This is a genomic window from Citrobacter sp. C6_1, assembly GCF_014596835.2.
Lineage (GTDB): Bacteria > Pseudomonadota > Gammaproteobacteria > Enterobacterales > Enterobacteriaceae > Citrobacter > Citrobacter pasteurii.
Window position 1 is genome coordinate 147869 of record NZ_CP115031.1, and the last position, 17405, is coordinate 165273.

A 17405-nucleotide genomic window follows, 5' to 3' on the forward strand; every position below is an offset into this window, starting at 1 on the left:
GTCTCGTTTACTCAGGCTGCAGATATCGCGCCTGAGTAAGCTGCTGGCGAATCTCATTTAACATTTCATCCAGTATGTACTGCACTCGCCAGGGCTGATATTCACGTTTGCGGAAAATAGCCACCAGATCCAGCCACCATTCATGCTGTTCAGAAAAGCACGGCTTCAGCAGCCCAGATTGGATATCGGCTTTTACACTTTCATTTGGCGCAAACACAATGCCCAGATGGTTTCGCGCCAACGACAGCGCAGATTGCGTATTGTCGCAAACATAATTACCCGTTACGCGATAGTCATGCATTTGTTTGCCATCGGAGGAAGAGAATCGCCAAATGTTGGCATCATCAATCATCATGGAATCAATCAGAATACAGGAGTGATGCTCAAGTTCTTCAGGAGTGCTGATGGGATGTTGGGCCAGGTATTGATTACTGGCGAAAGCGGTAACCACATATTTGGTAATAAAACTGGCGACCAAAGATTCATCTTTTGGATGTGCATAGGTAATTAAAACATCACAGTCATCAGGAAATTCGACTCCTTCATAAAAGGCTTTACGTTCCAGATTAGATGTTTTTAGCGAGAGACTAATATCGCCGATATCCTGAATTTTTGCGATCACATGTTGCGATAAATAAGCAATGATGCCCGTTGGAGCATATACCGTGACACGACCACGTTTTTCATGCTTATAATCAGCTATGAAATTATTAAGTTGGTTGTTCCTGTCCAGCATGTCATTGATATAGGGAAGCAGTGCCGTGCCAAACGGAGTAAGGGTGAGTTGTCGGGTGGTTCTGTCGAAAACCTTTAACCCTACTTTTGATTCAAAGTCAGCAAGATATTTACTGACGTTGGCTTGCGCAATGCCGAGGATAGTCGCTGCGTGGCTGATGTTTTCACTGGCAGCGATTACCGAGATAATCTTCAATTCCCGGTGTTTGAGTTGTAATTTATTCATCGCAAAGCCCAATATATATATGATTTTATATATTACTATATAAATATGAATGTTGCATCGATGAAATTGTAAGCATTATTATGCACGCGCTTTGTAGCTTATTTCGAAATGGAAAGTTGGCATGTTAACTAAACGCAATGTTGTGGCGCTAATTGCTTTTTCTTTTATGGCGAGTGCATCAGCCGCAGAATTTTCTCTTGGCGCTGGGGCTGTATATAACGAATCACCTTATCGCGGATATAATGATAATGTTCATGCCGCACCGCTGGTCAGTTATGAAAGTGAATCTTTTTATTTTAGACAAACAACCTTAGGGTATATATTGTCAAAAAGTAAAAGCAATGAATTTAGCGTAACTGCGTCCTGGATGCCGCTTCAATTTGACCCTGCCGATAACGACGATCATGCGATGAAACAGCTCGATAAGCGTGACAGTACCGCAATGGTCGGCGCTGCCTGGTATCATCATGAACAATGGGGCAGCTTAAAAGTATCCGCAGCTGCAGATGTTCTGGATAACAGCAACGGCTGGGTTGGAGAAATGTCTCTGTTCCGTCAAATGCCGATGGGCAAACTGATGTTAACCCCGGCGGTTGGCGTGCTCTACTATGACGAAAACTTTAACGAATATTATTACGGCATCTCTGGCAATGAATCCCGCCGTAGCGGGTTATCAAGTTATTCCCCAGGGGACAGCTGGACACCCTATGTTGCGCTGACCGCGAAATATCTGTTAACCGCTAACCTGACGTTGCTGGCCAGCGCCAACTATAGCGTGCTACCGGATGATATTAAAAATAGCCCGATGGTCGATCGCGACGACAGCTTCACTTTCCTGTCAGGGGTGAGCTGGCGTTTCTGATTCTCACCCGTTTGTCCTCAGGGAGGAGGGCAATCTTTTCAGTACGCCAGGCCGGATAAAGCGCGAAGCGTCGGCGCTACTTTGCTTCACGCCTTCCTGCCAGGCTCGGCTGAGTCGATGGTGATTTTTACCTGCTCATGCCACGGATAATCGCCGCTAATGCGTAATTTGAGCGTCCTGTTCTCAAGGGAACTTCCATGCTATTACCCACGTACATTTTGATTTACAGCGTGTTTTTCGTGGCGCTTTCCGGCTGACGTTAATCGAAGCGTTGCATCGCCAGCGGGTGAGAGCGGCAGAAAAACTGTTGATCAGTGATTTGTTGTCGCTTACCGAAGTGGCGATGAAATGTGGGTTTAATGACGTGGGCTAGTTTCGCAAAATCTTCCGCAAACACACCAGCCTGACGCCCGCGGCGTGGAAACGGCGCTATTGCAAAGAACATATCAATAGCGCCTGACCCGTTATTGCCCGTAATACGCATTCGCCCCGTGTTTGCGCAGATAATGTTTATCCAGCAGCTCAGACTGCATATCCGGCAACTGCGGGGCCAACTGGCGAGAGAACAGCCCCATGTAGGCGCACTCTTCGAGCACCACGGCGTTATGCACCGCGTCTGCCGCGTTTTTACCCCAGGCGAACGGTCCGTGGGAGTGCACCAATACCGCCGGAACCTGCAGTGGATTGAGATCGCGCTGCTCGAAGGTCTGAATGATCACCTCTCCGGTTTGATATTCATATTCGCCGTTGATCTCTTCAGTGGTCATCAGACGCGTACATGGAATAGAACCATAGAAATAATCGGCATGGGTGGTGCCCCATGCCGGGAGATCCAGACCCGCCTGCGACCAGATCGTCGCGTGGCGAGAATGGGTATGGACGATCCCGCCGATCTGTGGATAACGACGGTACAGCGCCAGATGGGTTGGCGTGTCGGACGACGGTTTTTTACTGCCTTCCACCACGTTGCCGCTGGCAATATCCACCACCACCATATCGTCGGCAGTCATCACCTCATATTCCACGCCGGATGGCTTAATCACCATCAGTTTACGTGTTTCATCCACTGCGCTGACGTTGCCCCAGGTAAAGGTCACTAAACCATGTGCCGGGAGCGCCAGGTTGGCCGCCAGCACCTCGGCTCTCAGTTGTTCTAACATGGAAATCCTCCTTCCTGCATGCGTGCTTCTATCCAGCGCCGTGCCTGGATAATTTCCAGTACCGGCTCTTTCGCTTTTTCAGTCCACATTTCAATCAGAAACGACCCGCGATAGTTCAGCTGATGCAGCGTTTTGAAGATGCCAACAAAGTCCACGCACCCTTCGCCAAACGGCACATCGCGAAACTGGCCCGGATGGGTTTCGGTTACCGGCAACGTGTCTTTCAGGTGGATAGCAGCGATGCGGTCAATACCCAGCGTCAATTCGGCCGTGACGTCATTCCCCCAGGCGCTGAGGTTACCGACGTCCGGATAGACGGTGAACCACGGCGAGGACAACATCTGGTCCCACTTTTTCCACTTGCTGATCGAGTTCATAAACGCGGTATCCATGATTTCTACCGCCAGCATCACCTGCGCGGCGGCGGCCTGCTCCACTGCCCATGCCAGTCCTTCGGCAAAGCGCTGCTGCGTGCCTGCGTCATGTTCTTCGTAATAGACGTCGTAACCTGCGAGTTGAATGGTGCGAATACCTAAATCACGCGCCAGGCGAATGGCTTTGCTCATTATTTCTCGCGCCCGCTCACGCACGGTTTCATCGCGGCTGCCAAAGGGAAAACGACGGTGGGCTGACAGGCACATTGACGGGATCGCCACGCCTGTTTCCAGTATCGCGCTGACTAACGATGCGCGCTGTGTTGCGCTCCAGTCGAGACGTGACAGGCGCTCATCGGTTTCATCCACCGACATTTCGACAAAATCAAAACCGCAGCTTTTTGCCAGCACCAGCCGTTCTGGCCAGCTGAGGTCTTTGGCGAGTGCTTTCTCATAGATACCTAATGGATGATTACGCATGCTGTGTTCCCCAGATAGCGTCGATTTGCGCATGGAATTCGCCAGCAACCTGCGCTGGGTTTTGCGCTCCCGCCAGCGCACGCCCGGCAATAAAGGCTTTCACGTTAATATCGCGGAACAACGGCAGATCGGCGGGGGTGATCCCACCGGTAATCGACAGTTCCAGGCCGATATCGGAAAGCGCCTTCATGCGCGCCAGATCCGCTTCTCCCCACTGTTGTCCGCTGGCCTGAGCATCGCGCCCGCGATGGTAAATCGCCTGGCGAACGCCAACGCGATACCAGTCGCGGGCATCATCCAGCGTCCAGTTACCGAACAGCTCCATCTGAATTTCGCCGCCGCAGGACTGCGCGATGCCATGACCTTTCTCTACCGTTGCCAGCGGCGCAGCGCAGATGATGGTCATCCAGTTGGCACCTGCGCCAAAGGCTTGCTGCGCGAGGGTTTCGCCCGCATCGGCCACTTTCCAGTCGGCGACGATGATTTTATTCGGGCACTGAGCGCGCAGGGCTTTCACGGCGCGCAGCCCTTCGGTTAAGCAGAGAATCGTCCCCGCCTCAACGATATCGACGCTTTCGTGTAGCAGAGCGACGTCGCGTTGTGCGGCTTCAAGGCTGGTGTGGTCGAGCGCCAGTTGTAGTAATGGTCGACTCATCATTCGTGCTCCTTAATGTGGGCGTGGTAGCCCTGTAGTGCGGTAATTAAATCCAGATATTGGCGGTATTTACGCTGGTAGCTCGCCTGCGCGGCGGTGTCCGGCAATAGCGTGCGCACCGGGTGCTGTAGGCTGCGCTGGGCGTCGCTGAAGTTGGAATAAACGCCGGTGCCGACGCGGGCGGCGAGCGCAGCGCCAAAGCAACCGGTCTCTTCAATCTGCGGCAATTCGATACGTAAACCGCTGACGTCTGCCAGCATCTGCATCCAGATGTCGGAGTGCGCCGGGCCGCCGGTGACGCGCAGGGTATGTGCCTTCGTAAAGCGTTCGCGCATGCGGTTGAGGTGGGTCATGTGGCTGAAAACCACGCCTTCGTAGATGGCCTGCAATAAGTGGGCGCGAGTGTGTATCGCCTGCATGCCATAAAAGCCGCTGGTCATCTCCAGCCCGGCGTTGCTGCCGTACAAAAAGGGCAGGAAGAAAAGCTCGCTACCGGCTTTCGGTAAGCTGGCAACGGCCTGATTGATCTCAGCAAAAGAGAGTTCGCCCCACTGGGCGGTAAACCATTCCAGATTGCCGGAAGAGGTCGGACTGGCTTCGTGAACAATGTACTGCCCGTCGTTGACATAGCGCCCATAGACATAGGGATGGGCCTCGTGGTCGCGCAGGCCGTGAGCGATCCCGCTGGTGACGGCCCAGGTACCCATCACCGCGTTGAGGGTGTATTCATCTTCGATACCGGCGCAGAGTGCGGTGGAAACCACATCAAACAGTCCGCCGACGACGGGCGTGCCCGCCGCCAGACCGGTTATGGCGGCTGTCTGAGCGGTGATTTCCCCGCATATTTCTGCTGAGCCGACAATCGGCGGCAGCGCATTGTCGATCTCACTGATGCCCAGCCACTGGGTCAGGCGCGAGTCGTACTGACCCGAAGTCATGTTGTAGAGGTTCGACTCGGAGATATTGCTTTCTTCGCAGCCTTTGACGCCGGTTAAGCACCAGCGCAGATAGTCATGGCCCATCATGATGCAGCCAATTTGCGCGTAACGTTGGGGTTGATTCTCTTTCACCCAGCGCAGCAATGATGCCGGGTGCCCGGTCCATAACGTCTGGCGGGTGACCGGGTAGAGCTGCTCGGGAATTCCATCCTGCTGCCAGCGCTGGACGATTTCCATCGCCCGGCGGTCGGAAGAGAGGATGGCATTGCCCAGCGGTTTATCCTGCTTATCGAGAAGGAACAGGCCTTTGCCCTGAGCGGAAATACCGACACCTTTGATTTGATCGCCGCAGACGCCGGTGCGTGCTAACAGCCCGGCGATCGTGGCTACACACTGTTGCCACAGCTGGTGCATATCGCGTTCGGCGTAACCGGGCAATGGCGATGCGGTCTGCAACGATTGCCGGTTAATACCATGCTCATGACCTTTGGCGTCATACAACCCGGCTTTCAGATACGTACCACCACAATCAATGCCCAGCCAGAAGGTCTCTTTCTCACTCATCTTGTTATCTCATTTTTGCCGGATGGCGCTGCGCTTATCCGGCCTGGGACGGTTGCAGCTTGTGGGCCCGGTAAGCGAAGCGCCACCGGGCATTGTTTTACGCTGTACGTTTATGTGGATTCAGTGTCTTTAGCGGAGCGGCACCGGCGTCGCATTTGGCTGGCAGCAGCAGCGCCATCAGCGCGGCCAGAGCCAGTGAGATAGCCAGGCAGTAAACTCCCGCATCTTTGCTATACAGGGTGATGAGTACGCCGACCGCGTAAGGACCGCAGAAGCCACCGAGGTTACCCAGCGCGTTGATGACCCCGCGTGCGCCACCGGCCATTTCCGCACTGAATAAACGTGCCGGAATGGTCCAGAACACGCCCGCTGCCGATTGCAGGAAGAAGCCGCAGCCGACCAGCGCGGCATAAGCCAGCCAGACGTTATTTTTCAGCGCCACGGAGAGGAACATGCACAGGGCAAAGCCAATCAATGGCAGGCAGACGAACAGCTTGCGTTTGCCGGTGCGGTCAGAAAGAGAAGAGAACAGGAACATCCCGGCAATGGCCCCGACGTACGGCAGAATGGCGAGCATACCGACCTGTCCCATGCTGCTGTGCGTCAACTCTTTGAGGATGGTCGGCAGCCACAGGGTGTAACCGTAAATCCCGGTCTGATAGAAGAAGTTCAGCGTGATGAGCTGCCACATGGTTTTATCGGAAAGCACCGCGCCCAGAGAGGCATTTTTGACTTCGGTTCCGGCAATGGCTTTTTGTTCGGCGGCCAGCGTTTCGACCAGATAATTTTTCTCGGCCTCAGAGATCCAGCGCGCCTCCTGTGGACGGTCGTAAACGGTATAGGCCCACAACACCAGTACAACGACGGAAAGCAAACCTTCAATAATGAACAGCCAGCGCCAGTCGAGAACGGTGATTATCCAGCCTGAGAGCGGGGCGGTAATGATCCCGGCAATCGGCACAAACATAATCACGATCGCATTGGCGCGACCACGCTCGGCGTCGGGGAACCAGTTACTGATCATCGTCAGCACCACCGGCAGCATGCCGCCTTCGGCAACGCCGAGTAAAAAGCGCAGAACCAGCAGTTGGTACTGATTAGTGATTAACCCCGTGAGGACGGAAATCACCGCCCAGGCAACCAGCGACCAGCCGATAAATTTCTTGCCGCTGCCGTGAACGGCAATTTTTCCACCGGGAACCTGTAAAAACAGATAACCGATAAAGAAAATACCGCCCGCCAGTCCTGCCATGGTGGCGGAAATACCTAATTCGGCATCCATACCGCCCGGCATCGCGAAGGCGATATTGACGCGGTCCATATAAGAAATAATACAGGCGATTAAAATAGGTGGAATAATCCGCAGCCAGCGCTGACGGGGTATATCTTTGAGTGTAGGGCGAGAGGTCATGTTCATATTAATATTCTCGTAGAGTAATGTGCTATTTTTATAATTTTGTTTTATTTAATGTCGCAATGCCGTCGCGCAATATTGCTACGCGATGGTTCACATCTGCATTGGCGTTTATTTCCAGCAATTTTATACCGGCAAATTGCAATGGTTCGGCTTCTGCGCAGGCGAATAATTCGCGGGCATGGTCGGTGGTCATCAGGCTTTGTGGGCAGAACGGGGCAAATGGGGCATGTAAGTCCTGCCACTCGCCGTAGTCTCCCGTTATTGTGGTGCCGGAGAACATCAACGCGCCCAGTTTTCCAGCCCGTTTGGCCTGCTGTGTGTGGGTCAGCGCCAGAGCGGGGTTCTGTCCTTCAATGGCCGATCGCGCCCAGTTAATGCACACGCTGATGTCATACCCGGCAATGACCTCCAGCACATTGTCTAACGGCAGAAAGCCTTTGCGTGGCGCAATGCCGGTCATGGCATCGCAATGTTCCAGCAACAGATCGCAGGACCAGTCCCAGGAGGTAATCTCTTTCAGCGAACGGGCAAACGCGTCGGTGGCCTGCGCAACATTTGGATTGCTGGCATTGGGTGCGGCATGCAACTCCAGCGCAATCACTTTTCCGGCGTGGATTGCATTGATATGGTTGATTTTCTGCTGCAGATGACGGTAATACGCTACGCAGGCTGTACGCTGTTCTTCGTCGCTGGAAGCCAGCCCAAAAGCGCTGTTTGCGCCGCGACGGCGCATGGTTTCCATAATGGCGGTGACCACGATTTGCCAGTCGCCCGGCGTATGACGCAATAACCATTCGTCGCCTAACGGGTGAAGATGTTCAAGGCAGGGCTGCTCCAGACCGCGAATATCCGGGGTATCGGCGAGCAGCCGCCAGAATTCCTTCTCTTCCTCTTCACTCTTTTGGTGAAATGAGGGTGCACAGGGGTACGCACCGATAATATAACCGGCATTATTAACGCTCATGTTGTGCTCCTTTTATAAAACTGAAATAGCAACCTTCACAACTATTTTGCGGATCGCCGTGGCGACAGTTTTATGACATGCAGGGCGGTGAACATCCTGCGGGAAAAATATGGCGTAGCTTCCCGGAACCATTTCGATGAATGATTCATGTTCGCTGGCGTGATAAAAAATAATATCGCGCTGTTCTAATAACGATTCGCTGATTGGGTTATTCCCGGTATCAATCGCGATACCGATTTTTTCTTCACCCCAGGCCAGAAACTGAATATCCAGGTAGCGGCGATGCACTTCCGGGCGATTTTCGGCAACATCACGCGTGGTTAAATCGATAATCTGCGCGAAGATATTTTTACCGTCAATTTCCACCACGCCCGGTTCCAGTTTGCGGAAGTCTGTGCTACGCAGAAAGTCGAGCGCCCTTTCAATCGCCGCGGGTAAACGACACGGGTTAGGCTGAACGATATGTCCAAAGATCATACTCTGACTCCTTACAACGCCTGAATTTTGGCCCAGACGCTGTCATCAACGGTGATACCGTTGCGGCGGTTTTCTTCCAGCAGCTTGGTAAACTCGTGGCCCGGCAGGCGGACAGGCGTGTTTTCATCTGCGCGTTCAGCGGCGGTGATGAAATCCATAATGCGCTGCAGTTTGGCGTCGCGGGTGGCGCCGTCGATCAGCTTGTCTACTTCAATGGCGATGAAAATCTGTGAAACGCCATATTCATCGCTGTTGTCCTGGGTGACCTCAGCCACGGAAGAACCGTCTGAAAGCAGGGTGGCGATCATATCCAGCACAATCGACAGACCTGAACCTTTCCAGTAACCCATTGGCAAGATACGGCGATTTTTCTCGATAACGCCAGGTTCTCTGGTGAGATTACCTTTATCGTCGAACCCGCCGTCCACCGGCAGTTCACGGCCCGCCAGACGGTTAACTTCCAGCATGCCGTAGGAGAACATCGACATCGACATATCGACCATGGTGATCGGCGTGGAGGGGATGGCAACAATCAGCGGGTTAGTGCCGATGCAGCACTCTTTAGAACCCCATGCAGGCATCACGGCAATGGAGTTGGTCCAGCAGATACCGATGTAGCCTTTCTCCGCCGCTTGCCAGCCATAGCTGCCGCCGCGCATCCAGTGGTTGGCGTTACGCAGCGCGACCAGGCCAATACCGTGATCGGAGGCCAGTTCAATGGCACGATCCATCATCTTTTTCGCCGTCAAATTGCCGATCGAACGTTGGGCATCCCACTGCTCAATTGCCCCCAGGCTGGTAATGCGCTGCGGTTTGGCCTCAGGAATGATGTCACCGTTATCCAGTTGCTGAATGAAACGGGGAAAACGGTTGACGCCGTGCGAATACACACCGGACTCGGTGGTACGGGCAAACATTTCGGCACAGGCATCGGCGGTTTCAGCGGCGATACCGCGTGCCAGCAGAACCCGATTGAACGCTTCTTTCAACTGCTCAAAAGTGACTTTCATTCCTGTTTCCTTGTTTAAATTTGATCGCTTTTTTATCTCTAAATTTCACTATGCGAAATCTGATTTCAAATATAGCGATCAAATTTTGACAGATCAACGGGGTGCCATGTTTTTTAAAATCATTAAAATCAAATGGTTGTATTTTTTCGGTTCAGATCGTGAACTGAAACACACTTTGCGCTACCATCAGAGCGCGACGAAAAGGGGAGCGGAAATGATGGGCACAAAAGAGAGTGAGATGACGCAAGACAAAGAGAGGCCAGCCGGAAGTCAGAGCCTGTTCCGTGGTTTGATGTTGATTGAGATTTTGAGCAACTATCCGAATGGTTGCCCGTTGGCGCATTTGTCTGAACTGGCAGGGCTGAACAAAAGTACCGTGCATCGACTGCTGCAAGGGCTGCAATCCTGTGGGTATGTCACCCCCGCGCCAGCGGCAGGGAGTTATCGCCTGACCACCAAATTTATTGCCGTGGGTCAGAAGGCGTTGTCGTCACTGAACATCATCCATGTTGCTGCGCCGCACCTTGAAGCGCTGAATATCGCCACCGGTGAAACCATCAACTTCTCCAGTCGTGAAGACGACCATGCGATTTTGATTTATAAGCTGGAGCCGACGACGGGCATGCTGCGTACCCGCGCTTATATCGGTCAGCATATGCCGCTGTATTGCTCGGCGATGGGCAAAATTTATATGGCATTTGGTCATCCGGACTATGTGGAATCTTACTGGCAGAGCCATCAGGATCTGATTCAGCCGCTGACCCGCAATACGATTACTGGTTTACCGGCCATGTACGATGAGCTGGCGCAGATCCGCGAAAGCAGCATGGCAATGGATCGGGAAGAGAACGAGCTGGGCGTTTCCTGCATTGCCGTGCCGGTGTTTGATATTCATGGGCGGGTGCCGTACTCGGTATCGATTTCACTCTCTACCTCGCGCCTGAAGCAGGTCGGAGAAAAGAATTTACTCAAGCCGCTGCGGGAAACCGCGCAGGCCATTTCCAATGAGCTGGGCTTTAGCGTTCGCGATTAGGCGTATGCCTGGCGTCGTTCAGTCACCTGACAAAATTTAACCATTTCCCCTGTCCGATCAAAGCGACAGGGGCAACCTCTCTGGCACTCTGTGGTTTTCACGCAGATGGAGGGGGGCAATGAACGCGTTTATTATGGCGGATGCGGCAAAATGTATTGGGTGTCGCACCTGCGAGGTGGCCTGTGTCGTCGCGCATCAGCAAAACCAGGACTGCGCATCGGTCTCTTCCACTGCGTTTACTCCGCGGATCCGCGTGATCAAAGATGACGCTTTTACGACGGCGGTCGCTTGTCATCAATGCGAAGATGCTCCCTGCGCTAACGTGTGCCCAACGTATGCTATTCGTCGTGAACATGGGCATATCTTCGTTGAACAGGCGCGTTGTATTGGCTGTAAAAGCTGTATGCTGGCTTGCCCGTTTGGGGCAATGAATGTCGTCGCCCGCTCGTCGCGGGTGCAGGCGATAAAATGTGATTTGTGCTGGCACCGTGAGGCGGGACCCGCGTGTGTCGAAGCCTGCCCGACCAGCGCGTTGCAGTGTATAGATGCGGTCAGCGTCCAGAAACAGCGTCTACGTTCCCAGCCGCTGTGAAATGAGCCCGACCCGTGGTAGGGTCGGGTTTATCATCAGCCTTCCAGCCAGGCGCGTTCGATCTCTTCAGCCAAAATCTTCACTCCCGCTTCGATTTTCTCCGGCTCTGGCACGTAGTTCATGCGCATGCACTGATGGGTATGCGGCCAGGGTTTATCCAGCCCTGGGAAGAAGTAGTCACCGGGAACCATCAGTACGCCGCGCGCTTTCAGGCGCTGATACAGTAGTTCAGTCGTGATGGGCAAATCTTTGAACCACAGCCACAGGAAAATCGCGCCCTCTGGTTTATGGATCAGGCAGCGATCTTCAGATAAATAGCGGCGAATGATCGCAATTGTCTCCTGAACGCGCTGGTAATAAAACGGTTTGATCACCGTCTCGGACAGACGTAGCAGGTCGTTACGCTTAATCATTTCACACATGATTGCCGGGCCCATTCCGCCAGGTGCAAGGCTGATGATGCCGTTCATATTGGTAATGGCGGTGATGATTTTTTCATTGGCGATAATGATGCCGCAGCGTGAACCGGGCAGACCCAGCTTCGAAAGGCTCATGCACAGCACAATGTTAGGGTTCCACAACGGGCGTGCTTCGCTAAAGATGATGCCGGGGAACGGTACGCCATAGGCATTATCAATCACCAACGGGATCCCATGCTGGTTGGCCAGCCGGTCCAGCTTCATCAGCTCTTCATCGGTGATCACGTTGCCTGTCGGGTTGGTCGGACGTGACACGCAGATCATGCCCGTCTCTTCACCGATGTGCAGGTGTTCAAAATCAACGTGATACTTAAACTGACCTTCCGGTAACAGTTCGATGTTCGGACGTGCGGAGACGAAAAGATCTTCTTCCAGTCCGGAATCGGCATAGCCAATGTATTCCGGGGCTAATGGGAATAACACTTTTTGTGTTGTTCCGTCAGCGCGGCGTCCGGCGAACAGATTGAATAAGTAGAAAAACGCGCTTTGACTACCATTTGTCAGTGCAATATTTTGTGGCTCTATATCCCAACCCAACTTCTCACGTAGTAGTTTCGCCAACTCAGACAGTAGCTCGGTTTTACCTTGTGGACCGTCATAATTACAAAGCGCATCAGTGGCTTTGCCGTTTTCCAGCATATCTGCCAGCAGAGATTGAAAGTAATTTTGCATCTCTGGAATTTGTGCCGGATTACCGCCGCCGAGCATGATGGCGCCTGGGGTGCGTAAACCGTCGTTGAGGTCCTCCATCAGGCGTGTGATGCCTGAATGGCGGGTAAATTTGTCGCCAAAAAGTGAGAATGTCATAGCAGGTGGTCTGTCGAACTCAGTATTAAAGTGGCTAACCATAGCGCTACCTATGGCGGGGTGCAAATCAGGCCTACAGAGCCGAATTGATGTTTTGTGCTGCAGATTTTTTTCTGGATAGTTTTTTATATTGAATCTGGCTTCCCGCGCCGTTGGGCATGAGAAGCCTGTTGGGTTCAGGGTTGACCGGCCCACACGACCATGACTTTATCGTCGCCGTGTTCGCGGATAAATCCGTATCCCTGTTTTAATGACAGCGTGGTTTGTTTACCCGCTCCGATTGCGGGATGACGAGCCCTGAACTGGCTAATACGCTGCCAGTGCGTGACACTGGCGGCAGATTTCCCGGTCACATCCTGCCAGTTCATCTGCGAGCGTGTACCCTGTAACGGGTCTGAACCGGTTGGGCCGAAAGGTCGTGCCGACTCGTCACCGTAAAAAAGTTGTACCGCACCAGGTGCCAGCAACAACAACTCGGCGGCTTTGTCTCCACCTTCGCGGAACAAACGCGTATCGTGCGAGGAGAGATAGCTCAGGACGTTGAAGTCCTGCAGTTTCTCCGCCATTTGTTGCCAGGTGAGATCCATATTTGCCAGACAATCGACGACCCTTGCCGCCTGCTCCTGATAGTCGAAATTGATCATCGCGTCGAAGCCGTGACGGTAATAATCGCTTTGCATTACGCCGTGACCCCAGGCTTCGCCGGTCATCCAGAAGGGTTTATCATCCAGCGCTTTGTCCGGGTTGGCTTTCTTCCATTCGACTAACGCCGCGCTGGCCTGTGTTTTTAGCTGCTGCCAGGCAGCAAGTTCGACGTGTTTGGCGGTATCGACCCGAAAACCGTCAATCCCGTAATCACGGACCCACTGACTGAGCCAGTGCGTCAGATAATCCCGGGGCGTGTAACCGGCAATGGCTTTGGCGTGCGTATCCGGCTTGTGCTGATAAAAGTTTGGCAGCCCGGAAGGTGTGGTGGATTCGGTTTTCAGATCGGGCAGGAACGCCAGCGACATGGTCAGGTCATCAAAGCCAGGATTGTCGTAATCGCCAATATCGGTGCGGATCCAGTTTTTCCCCCACCATTTTTCCCAGCCGGATTTATCGCTGAAGTTGATGTAATCATTAAAACTGTGCCAGCTCTGCCCGGCAGCGGGCTTCCAGTCCGTCCAGCGTTCCCCGAGCGTTTTTTTCAGCTCATCGCCCGATAAGTACAACGCCCCAAACTGATACTCCTGCATATCTGCCAACGTGGCGTAGCCGGTATGGTTCATCACCACATCAAACAGGACACGGATGCCGCGCTGGTGTGCGCCATCAACCAGCGCGCGCAGGTCGGCCTCGTTACCCATATTGGCGTCGAGCGTGGTCCAGTCCTGGGTGTAGTAACCGTGATAGGCGTAGTGGGGAAAATCGCCTTTAGTACCACCGCCAACCCAGCCGTGGATTTGTTCAAACGGCGCGCTGATCCACAAGGCGTTGACGCCCAATTGTTGCAGGTAGTCGAGTTTGTTGGTCAGCCCGCGTAAATCTCCTCCGTGAAAGGTACCAATTTCCTGCATACCGTCATTGCGACGTCCATAGCTGTGATCATTAGTCGGATCGCCGTTTTCAAAGCGGTCCGTCAGGACGAAATATACCGTGGCGTTATGCCAGTCGAAGGCGGCGGGGGCATCGGTTTCTGCCCGTTCCAGCAGCAACAGCCCGTTACTGGTTGCGGCGGGCTGTAAGGTAATCGACCCGTTTTTCACCGTTGCCGTTTGCTGGCTATAGTAATCGCGTACCACGGCGCCTTCCGGGAATGTCTGGCTCACATCCAGCGTCAGCGGCGAGCCATCCCATTTTGGGCACTGGCGGATTTGGGCGGTGACGGGATCAGCCTCGTTTTTTACTGACAGCATTAGCGTCGGTGTACCGGAGCGGGTATCGACTTCCAATGTGTAATCGCCGTCTTTAAATAAACGCCACTGTGGCGGTGTGCCTTCACAGGGTTTTAGCGACAGCATCTGATTGAGTTTAATGGCATTTGTAGGCTGCCAGCACTGTTGGTCAAAATTCAGGGTCAAAGGGCGAGTACCCTTCGTCAACGCTGCATGGCTGACGAATTTACCCGTACCTTCCGCTTCGAAGGTAGGAAATTCCTGAGAAGTCCATGATGAGGCGATGGCAATGCCGGGCAGTAATACCAGCGCAACGGCGGCAAGTTTCATAATGCTGTCCTTGATGCTGCGATTTACGCCAGTTTGCCAGTGAAATCAGAGCGGAAACTCATCCTTAGCGTCGATTCTGCCCGGATGAGAGATGAGGGTGAGCGATCGCGCGCAAAAAACGACCTGGTTTTGCGATAACCTCCACATTTTCTTCGAATTAACCGCACCCGGAACGGTTTGTACGTGACATAGTTTCAGAATTGGACTATTCCTTTGGGTGCTCTTGACGGCTATTTTTGATATGATTTGAGATTCATCTCTCATTTTTGTGAAAAATATAAGGTGTTGGAATGTTTAAATCCGACCAGGAGACCTAATGATATTGACTCCCATTCGACGATATGGGGCAATGATTCTTATGTTACTCACCGTTGCATTTTCGGGTGAGGTGCTGGCAAAGACACACACGGCGACAACGAATCATAAGCCCCAGGTAATCAAGGCAAGTAATACACAGGTAAGCAGTAAACAAGAGTATTCTCGCAATAGTGCAAAGAGTAGTTCACTTCCTGATTTGCGAAAATACCCTTCCGGAACACCAAGGAAAAAAGCGTTTCTCCGGACGGTTATGCCTTATATTACCAGTCAAAATGCTGCCATTACGGCGGACCGTAACTGGCTGCTCTCAAAGCAGTACCAGAATCGCTGGTCACCAACTGAGCGTACGCGTATGAAAGATATCGCGAAACGCTACAAGGTGAGCTGGTCTGGTAACACGCGTAAAATTCCATGGAATACGCTGCTTGAGCGCGTAGACATCATTCCTACCAGTATGGTGGCGACTATGGCTGCGGCTGAAAGCGGTTGGGGCACATCGAAACTGGCGCGTAGCAATAACAACCTGTTTGGCATGAAATGTGTCAAAGGCCGCTGCAACAATGCACCCGGTAAGGTGAAAGGCTACTCACAGTTTGAATCGGTAAAAGAGTCGGTGAATGCCTATGTCATTAACCTGAACACGCATCCGGCTTACTCTTCTTTCCGTAAGTCACGCGTGCAGCTGCGAAAGGCCGATCAGGAAGTCACCGCCACCGCGATGATCCATAAGTTGAAGGGTTATTCCACGAAAGGACAGAGCTACAACAACTATCTGTTCGCCATGTATCAGGATAACCAGCGTTTAATTGCCGCGCATATGTAATTCCACAGGCCTGATGGCGCGACGCTTATCAGGCCTGTGAGCCGCTCTGTAGGCCGGATTAGGCGAAACCGCCATCCGGCCAATTCCCCCTACAGCAATACCTCACTGTTCATGTCACGGTACTCTTTTGGCGTCGTGTCGTATTCTTTTTTGAAAACGGAATAGAAATACTGCAACGACGGGTAGCCGCACATTTGTGATATTTCGTTTATCGCGAGCGTCGTGGAGATCAACAGGCTACGCGCTTTTTCCAGTTTTTCGGCATGAATCACGGCGTGGATGGTCTCCCCGACCTCGTCTTTAAAGCGCTTCTCGAGATTCGAACGTGAAATCCCGACAGCATCCAGCACTTGCTCGACTTTGATGCCTTTACAGGCATGGTTGCGGATAAAGTGCATTGCCTGAATGACAGCGGGATCGGTCAGTGAGCGATAGTCGGTTGAACGACGATTAACGACGCGTACCGGAGGCACCAGAATGCGTTGCAGCGGCAGTTCTTCATTCGCCAGTAAGCGGTGCAGAAGTTTTGCTGCCTGATAGCCCATCTGTCGTGCGCCCTGAGCAACGGATGACAGCGCGACGCGGGACAGGTAGCGGGTGAGTTCTTCGTTATCTATCCCAATAACACACAGTTTTTCCGGCACCGGGATATGCAAATGCTCGCAGGCCTGCAGAACATGCCGCGCACGCGCATCAGTCACGGCGATAATACCGGTTTGCGGGGGTAAAGTTTGCAGCCAGTCTGCCAGTCGATTTTGCGCGTGTTGCCAGTTTTCTGGTGCGGTTTCCAGCCCCTGATAGACAACGCCACGGTACTTCTCTTTGGCGACCAACTGGCAAAAGGCATATTCACGCTCGGCAGCCCAGCGCTTGCCGCTGGAAGAGGGCAGACCATAAAATGCGAATCGGTTGACCCCTTTTTCTTTCAGATGCAAAAAAGCGCTTTCCACCAGCGCATGGTTATCGGTCGCAATGTAATGGACGGGTGGATAATCGCTTTCAAGATGGTAGGAACCCCCAACGCCGATGATGGGAACATCGACATCGGCAAGTAATTGCGCAATGTCATCATCGTCATAATCAGCAATAACACCGTCGCCTAACCAGTCTTTGATATTATCAATACGGGCACGGAAATCTTCCTCAATGAATATATCCCACTCGGATTGCGATGCCTGTAAATATTCACCTACGCCCTCTACCACCTGACGGTCATAGGCTTTATTAGCATTAAATAATAGGGTGATGCGGTGTCGTTTATCAAACATAAGAGCCTGTCCTGAA

General features: G+C 52.8%; 16 protein-coding genes and 1 pseudogene. 5 read left to right on the plus strand and 12 right to left on the minus strand.

Features of this window, described 5'->3' with window-relative positions; all coding sequences use genetic code 11:
* Positions 1–7 precede the first annotated feature (7 nt).
* A complete protein-coding gene (locus tag IB196_RS00730; RefSeq protein WP_005120500.1) occupies positions 8–961 on the minus strand; it encodes a LysR family transcriptional regulator in 954 nt (317 codons plus the stop codon).
* 121 nt (positions 962–1082) lie between these two features.
* Between IB196_RS00730 and IB196_RS00735 the strand changes: the two genes are divergently transcribed.
* Both IB196_RS00735 and IB196_RS00740 read left to right on the plus strand, forming a co-directional pair.
* Positions 1083–1823: a MipA/OmpV family protein gene (locus tag IB196_RS00735; RefSeq protein ID WP_188231974.1), complete on the plus strand. Its 741-nt coding sequence runs from the start codon at positions 1083–1085 to the stop codon at positions 1821–1823.
* Between the two features lie 214 nt (positions 1824–2037).
* Positions 2038–2283 (plus strand): annotated as a pseudogene (locus tag IB196_RS00740) (helix-turn-helix domain-containing protein); the annotation flags it as partial.
* A gap of 4 nt (positions 2284–2287) precedes the next feature.
* Here IB196_RS00740 and araD read toward each other — a convergent pair.
* From araD to yiaK, 8 genes are all read right to left on the minus strand, one after another.
* Positions 2288–2983, minus strand: coding sequence for an L-ribulose-5-phosphate 4-epimerase (gene araD, locus IB196_RS00745; RefSeq protein WP_005120504.1), 696 nt, complete (start codon positions 2981–2983; stop codon positions 2288–2290).
* Positions 2977–3837, minus strand: coding sequence for an L-ribulose-5-phosphate 3-epimerase (locus IB196_RS00750; protein ID WP_040231605.1), 861 nt, complete (start codon positions 3835–3837; stop codon positions 2977–2979). Before IB196_RS00750 ends, araD begins: the two co-directional genes overlap by 7 nt.
* Positions 3830–4492 carry a 3-keto-L-gulonate-6-phosphate decarboxylase UlaD gene (gene ulaD, locus IB196_RS00755; RefSeq protein ID WP_149691913.1) on the minus strand — a complete coding sequence of 221 codons (663 nt, stop codon included), beginning with the start codon at positions 4490–4492 and terminating at the stop codon, positions 3830–3832. Before ulaD ends, IB196_RS00750 begins: the two co-directional genes overlap by 8 nt.
* The gene (locus IB196_RS00760; RefSeq protein WP_188231975.1) at positions 4492–5994 is read right to left on the minus strand and encodes an FGGY-family carbohydrate kinase; all 1503 of its coding nucleotides are present in this window, start codon (positions 5992–5994) and stop codon (positions 4492–4494) included. The genes ulaD and IB196_RS00760 overlap by 1 nt, the downstream gene beginning before the upstream one ends.
* Before the next feature lie 97 nt (positions 5995–6091).
* Entirely contained in the window at positions 6092–7411 is a 1320-nt protein-coding gene (locus IB196_RS00765; RefSeq protein WP_188231976.1) for an MFS transporter, read from the minus strand.
* A gap of 31 nt (positions 7412–7442) precedes the next feature.
* Positions 7443–8375 (minus strand): DUF4862 family protein, encoded by a 933-nt coding sequence (locus tag IB196_RS00770; protein WP_149691862.1) that lies wholly within the window; start codon positions 8373–8375, stop codon positions 7443–7445.
* A 12-nt stretch (positions 8376–8387) separates the two neighbouring features.
* Positions 8388–8852, minus strand: coding sequence for a YhcH/YjgK/YiaL family protein (locus tag IB196_RS00775; protein ID WP_149691861.1), 465 nt, complete (start codon positions 8850–8852; stop codon positions 8388–8390).
* 11 nt (positions 8853–8863) lie between these two features.
* The gene (gene yiaK / locus IB196_RS00780; protein ID WP_040231609.1) at positions 8864–9862 is read right to left on the minus strand and encodes a 3-dehydro-L-gulonate 2-dehydrogenase; all 999 of its coding nucleotides are present in this window, start codon (positions 9860–9862) and stop codon (positions 8864–8866) included.
* Positions 9863–10079: 217 nt separating this feature from the next.
* Here yiaK and yiaJ point away from each other — a divergent pair, with 217 nt between their 5' ends.
* Positions 10080–10895: an IclR family transcriptional regulator YiaJ gene (gene yiaJ / locus IB196_RS00785; protein WP_040231776.1), complete on the plus strand. Its 816-nt coding sequence runs from the start codon at positions 10080–10082 to the stop codon at positions 10893–10895.
* Between the two features lie 118 nt (positions 10896–11013).
* On the plus strand, positions 11014–11487 hold the full coding sequence (locus IB196_RS00790; RefSeq protein WP_040231611.1) for a 4Fe-4S dicluster domain-containing protein: 474 nt from the start codon (positions 11014–11016) through the stop codon (positions 11485–11487).
* A 35-nt stretch (positions 11488–11522) separates the two neighbouring features.
* On the opposite strand, the gene avtA is transcribed toward IB196_RS00790, so the two are convergent.
* Together avtA and malS are read right to left on the minus strand one after the other, a co-directional pair.
* On the minus strand, positions 11523–12773 hold the full coding sequence (avtA, locus tag IB196_RS00795) for a valine--pyruvate transaminase (protein ID WP_005120517.1): 1251 nt from the start codon (positions 12771–12773) through the stop codon (positions 11523–11525).
* A gap of 176 nt (positions 12774–12949) precedes the next feature.
* Entirely contained in the window at positions 12950–14980 is a 2031-nt protein-coding gene (gene malS, locus IB196_RS00800; protein ID WP_188231977.1) for an alpha-amylase, read from the minus strand.
* A 316-nt stretch (positions 14981–15296) separates the two neighbouring features.
* Here malS and IB196_RS00805 point away from each other — a divergent pair, with 316 nt between their 5' ends.
* The gene (locus IB196_RS00805; protein WP_188231978.1) at positions 15297–16121 is read left to right on the plus strand and encodes a protein bax; all 825 of its coding nucleotides are present in this window, start codon (positions 15297–15299) and stop codon (positions 16119–16121) included.
* Between the two features lie 89 nt (positions 16122–16210).
* Here IB196_RS00805 and xylR read toward each other — a convergent pair whose 3' ends face one another.
* On the minus strand, positions 16211–17389 hold the full coding sequence (xylR, locus tag IB196_RS00810) for a D-xylose utilization transcriptional activator XylR (protein ID WP_048213671.1): 1179 nt from the start codon (positions 17387–17389) through the stop codon (positions 16211–16213).
* Positions 17390–17405: the final 16 nt, after the last annotated feature.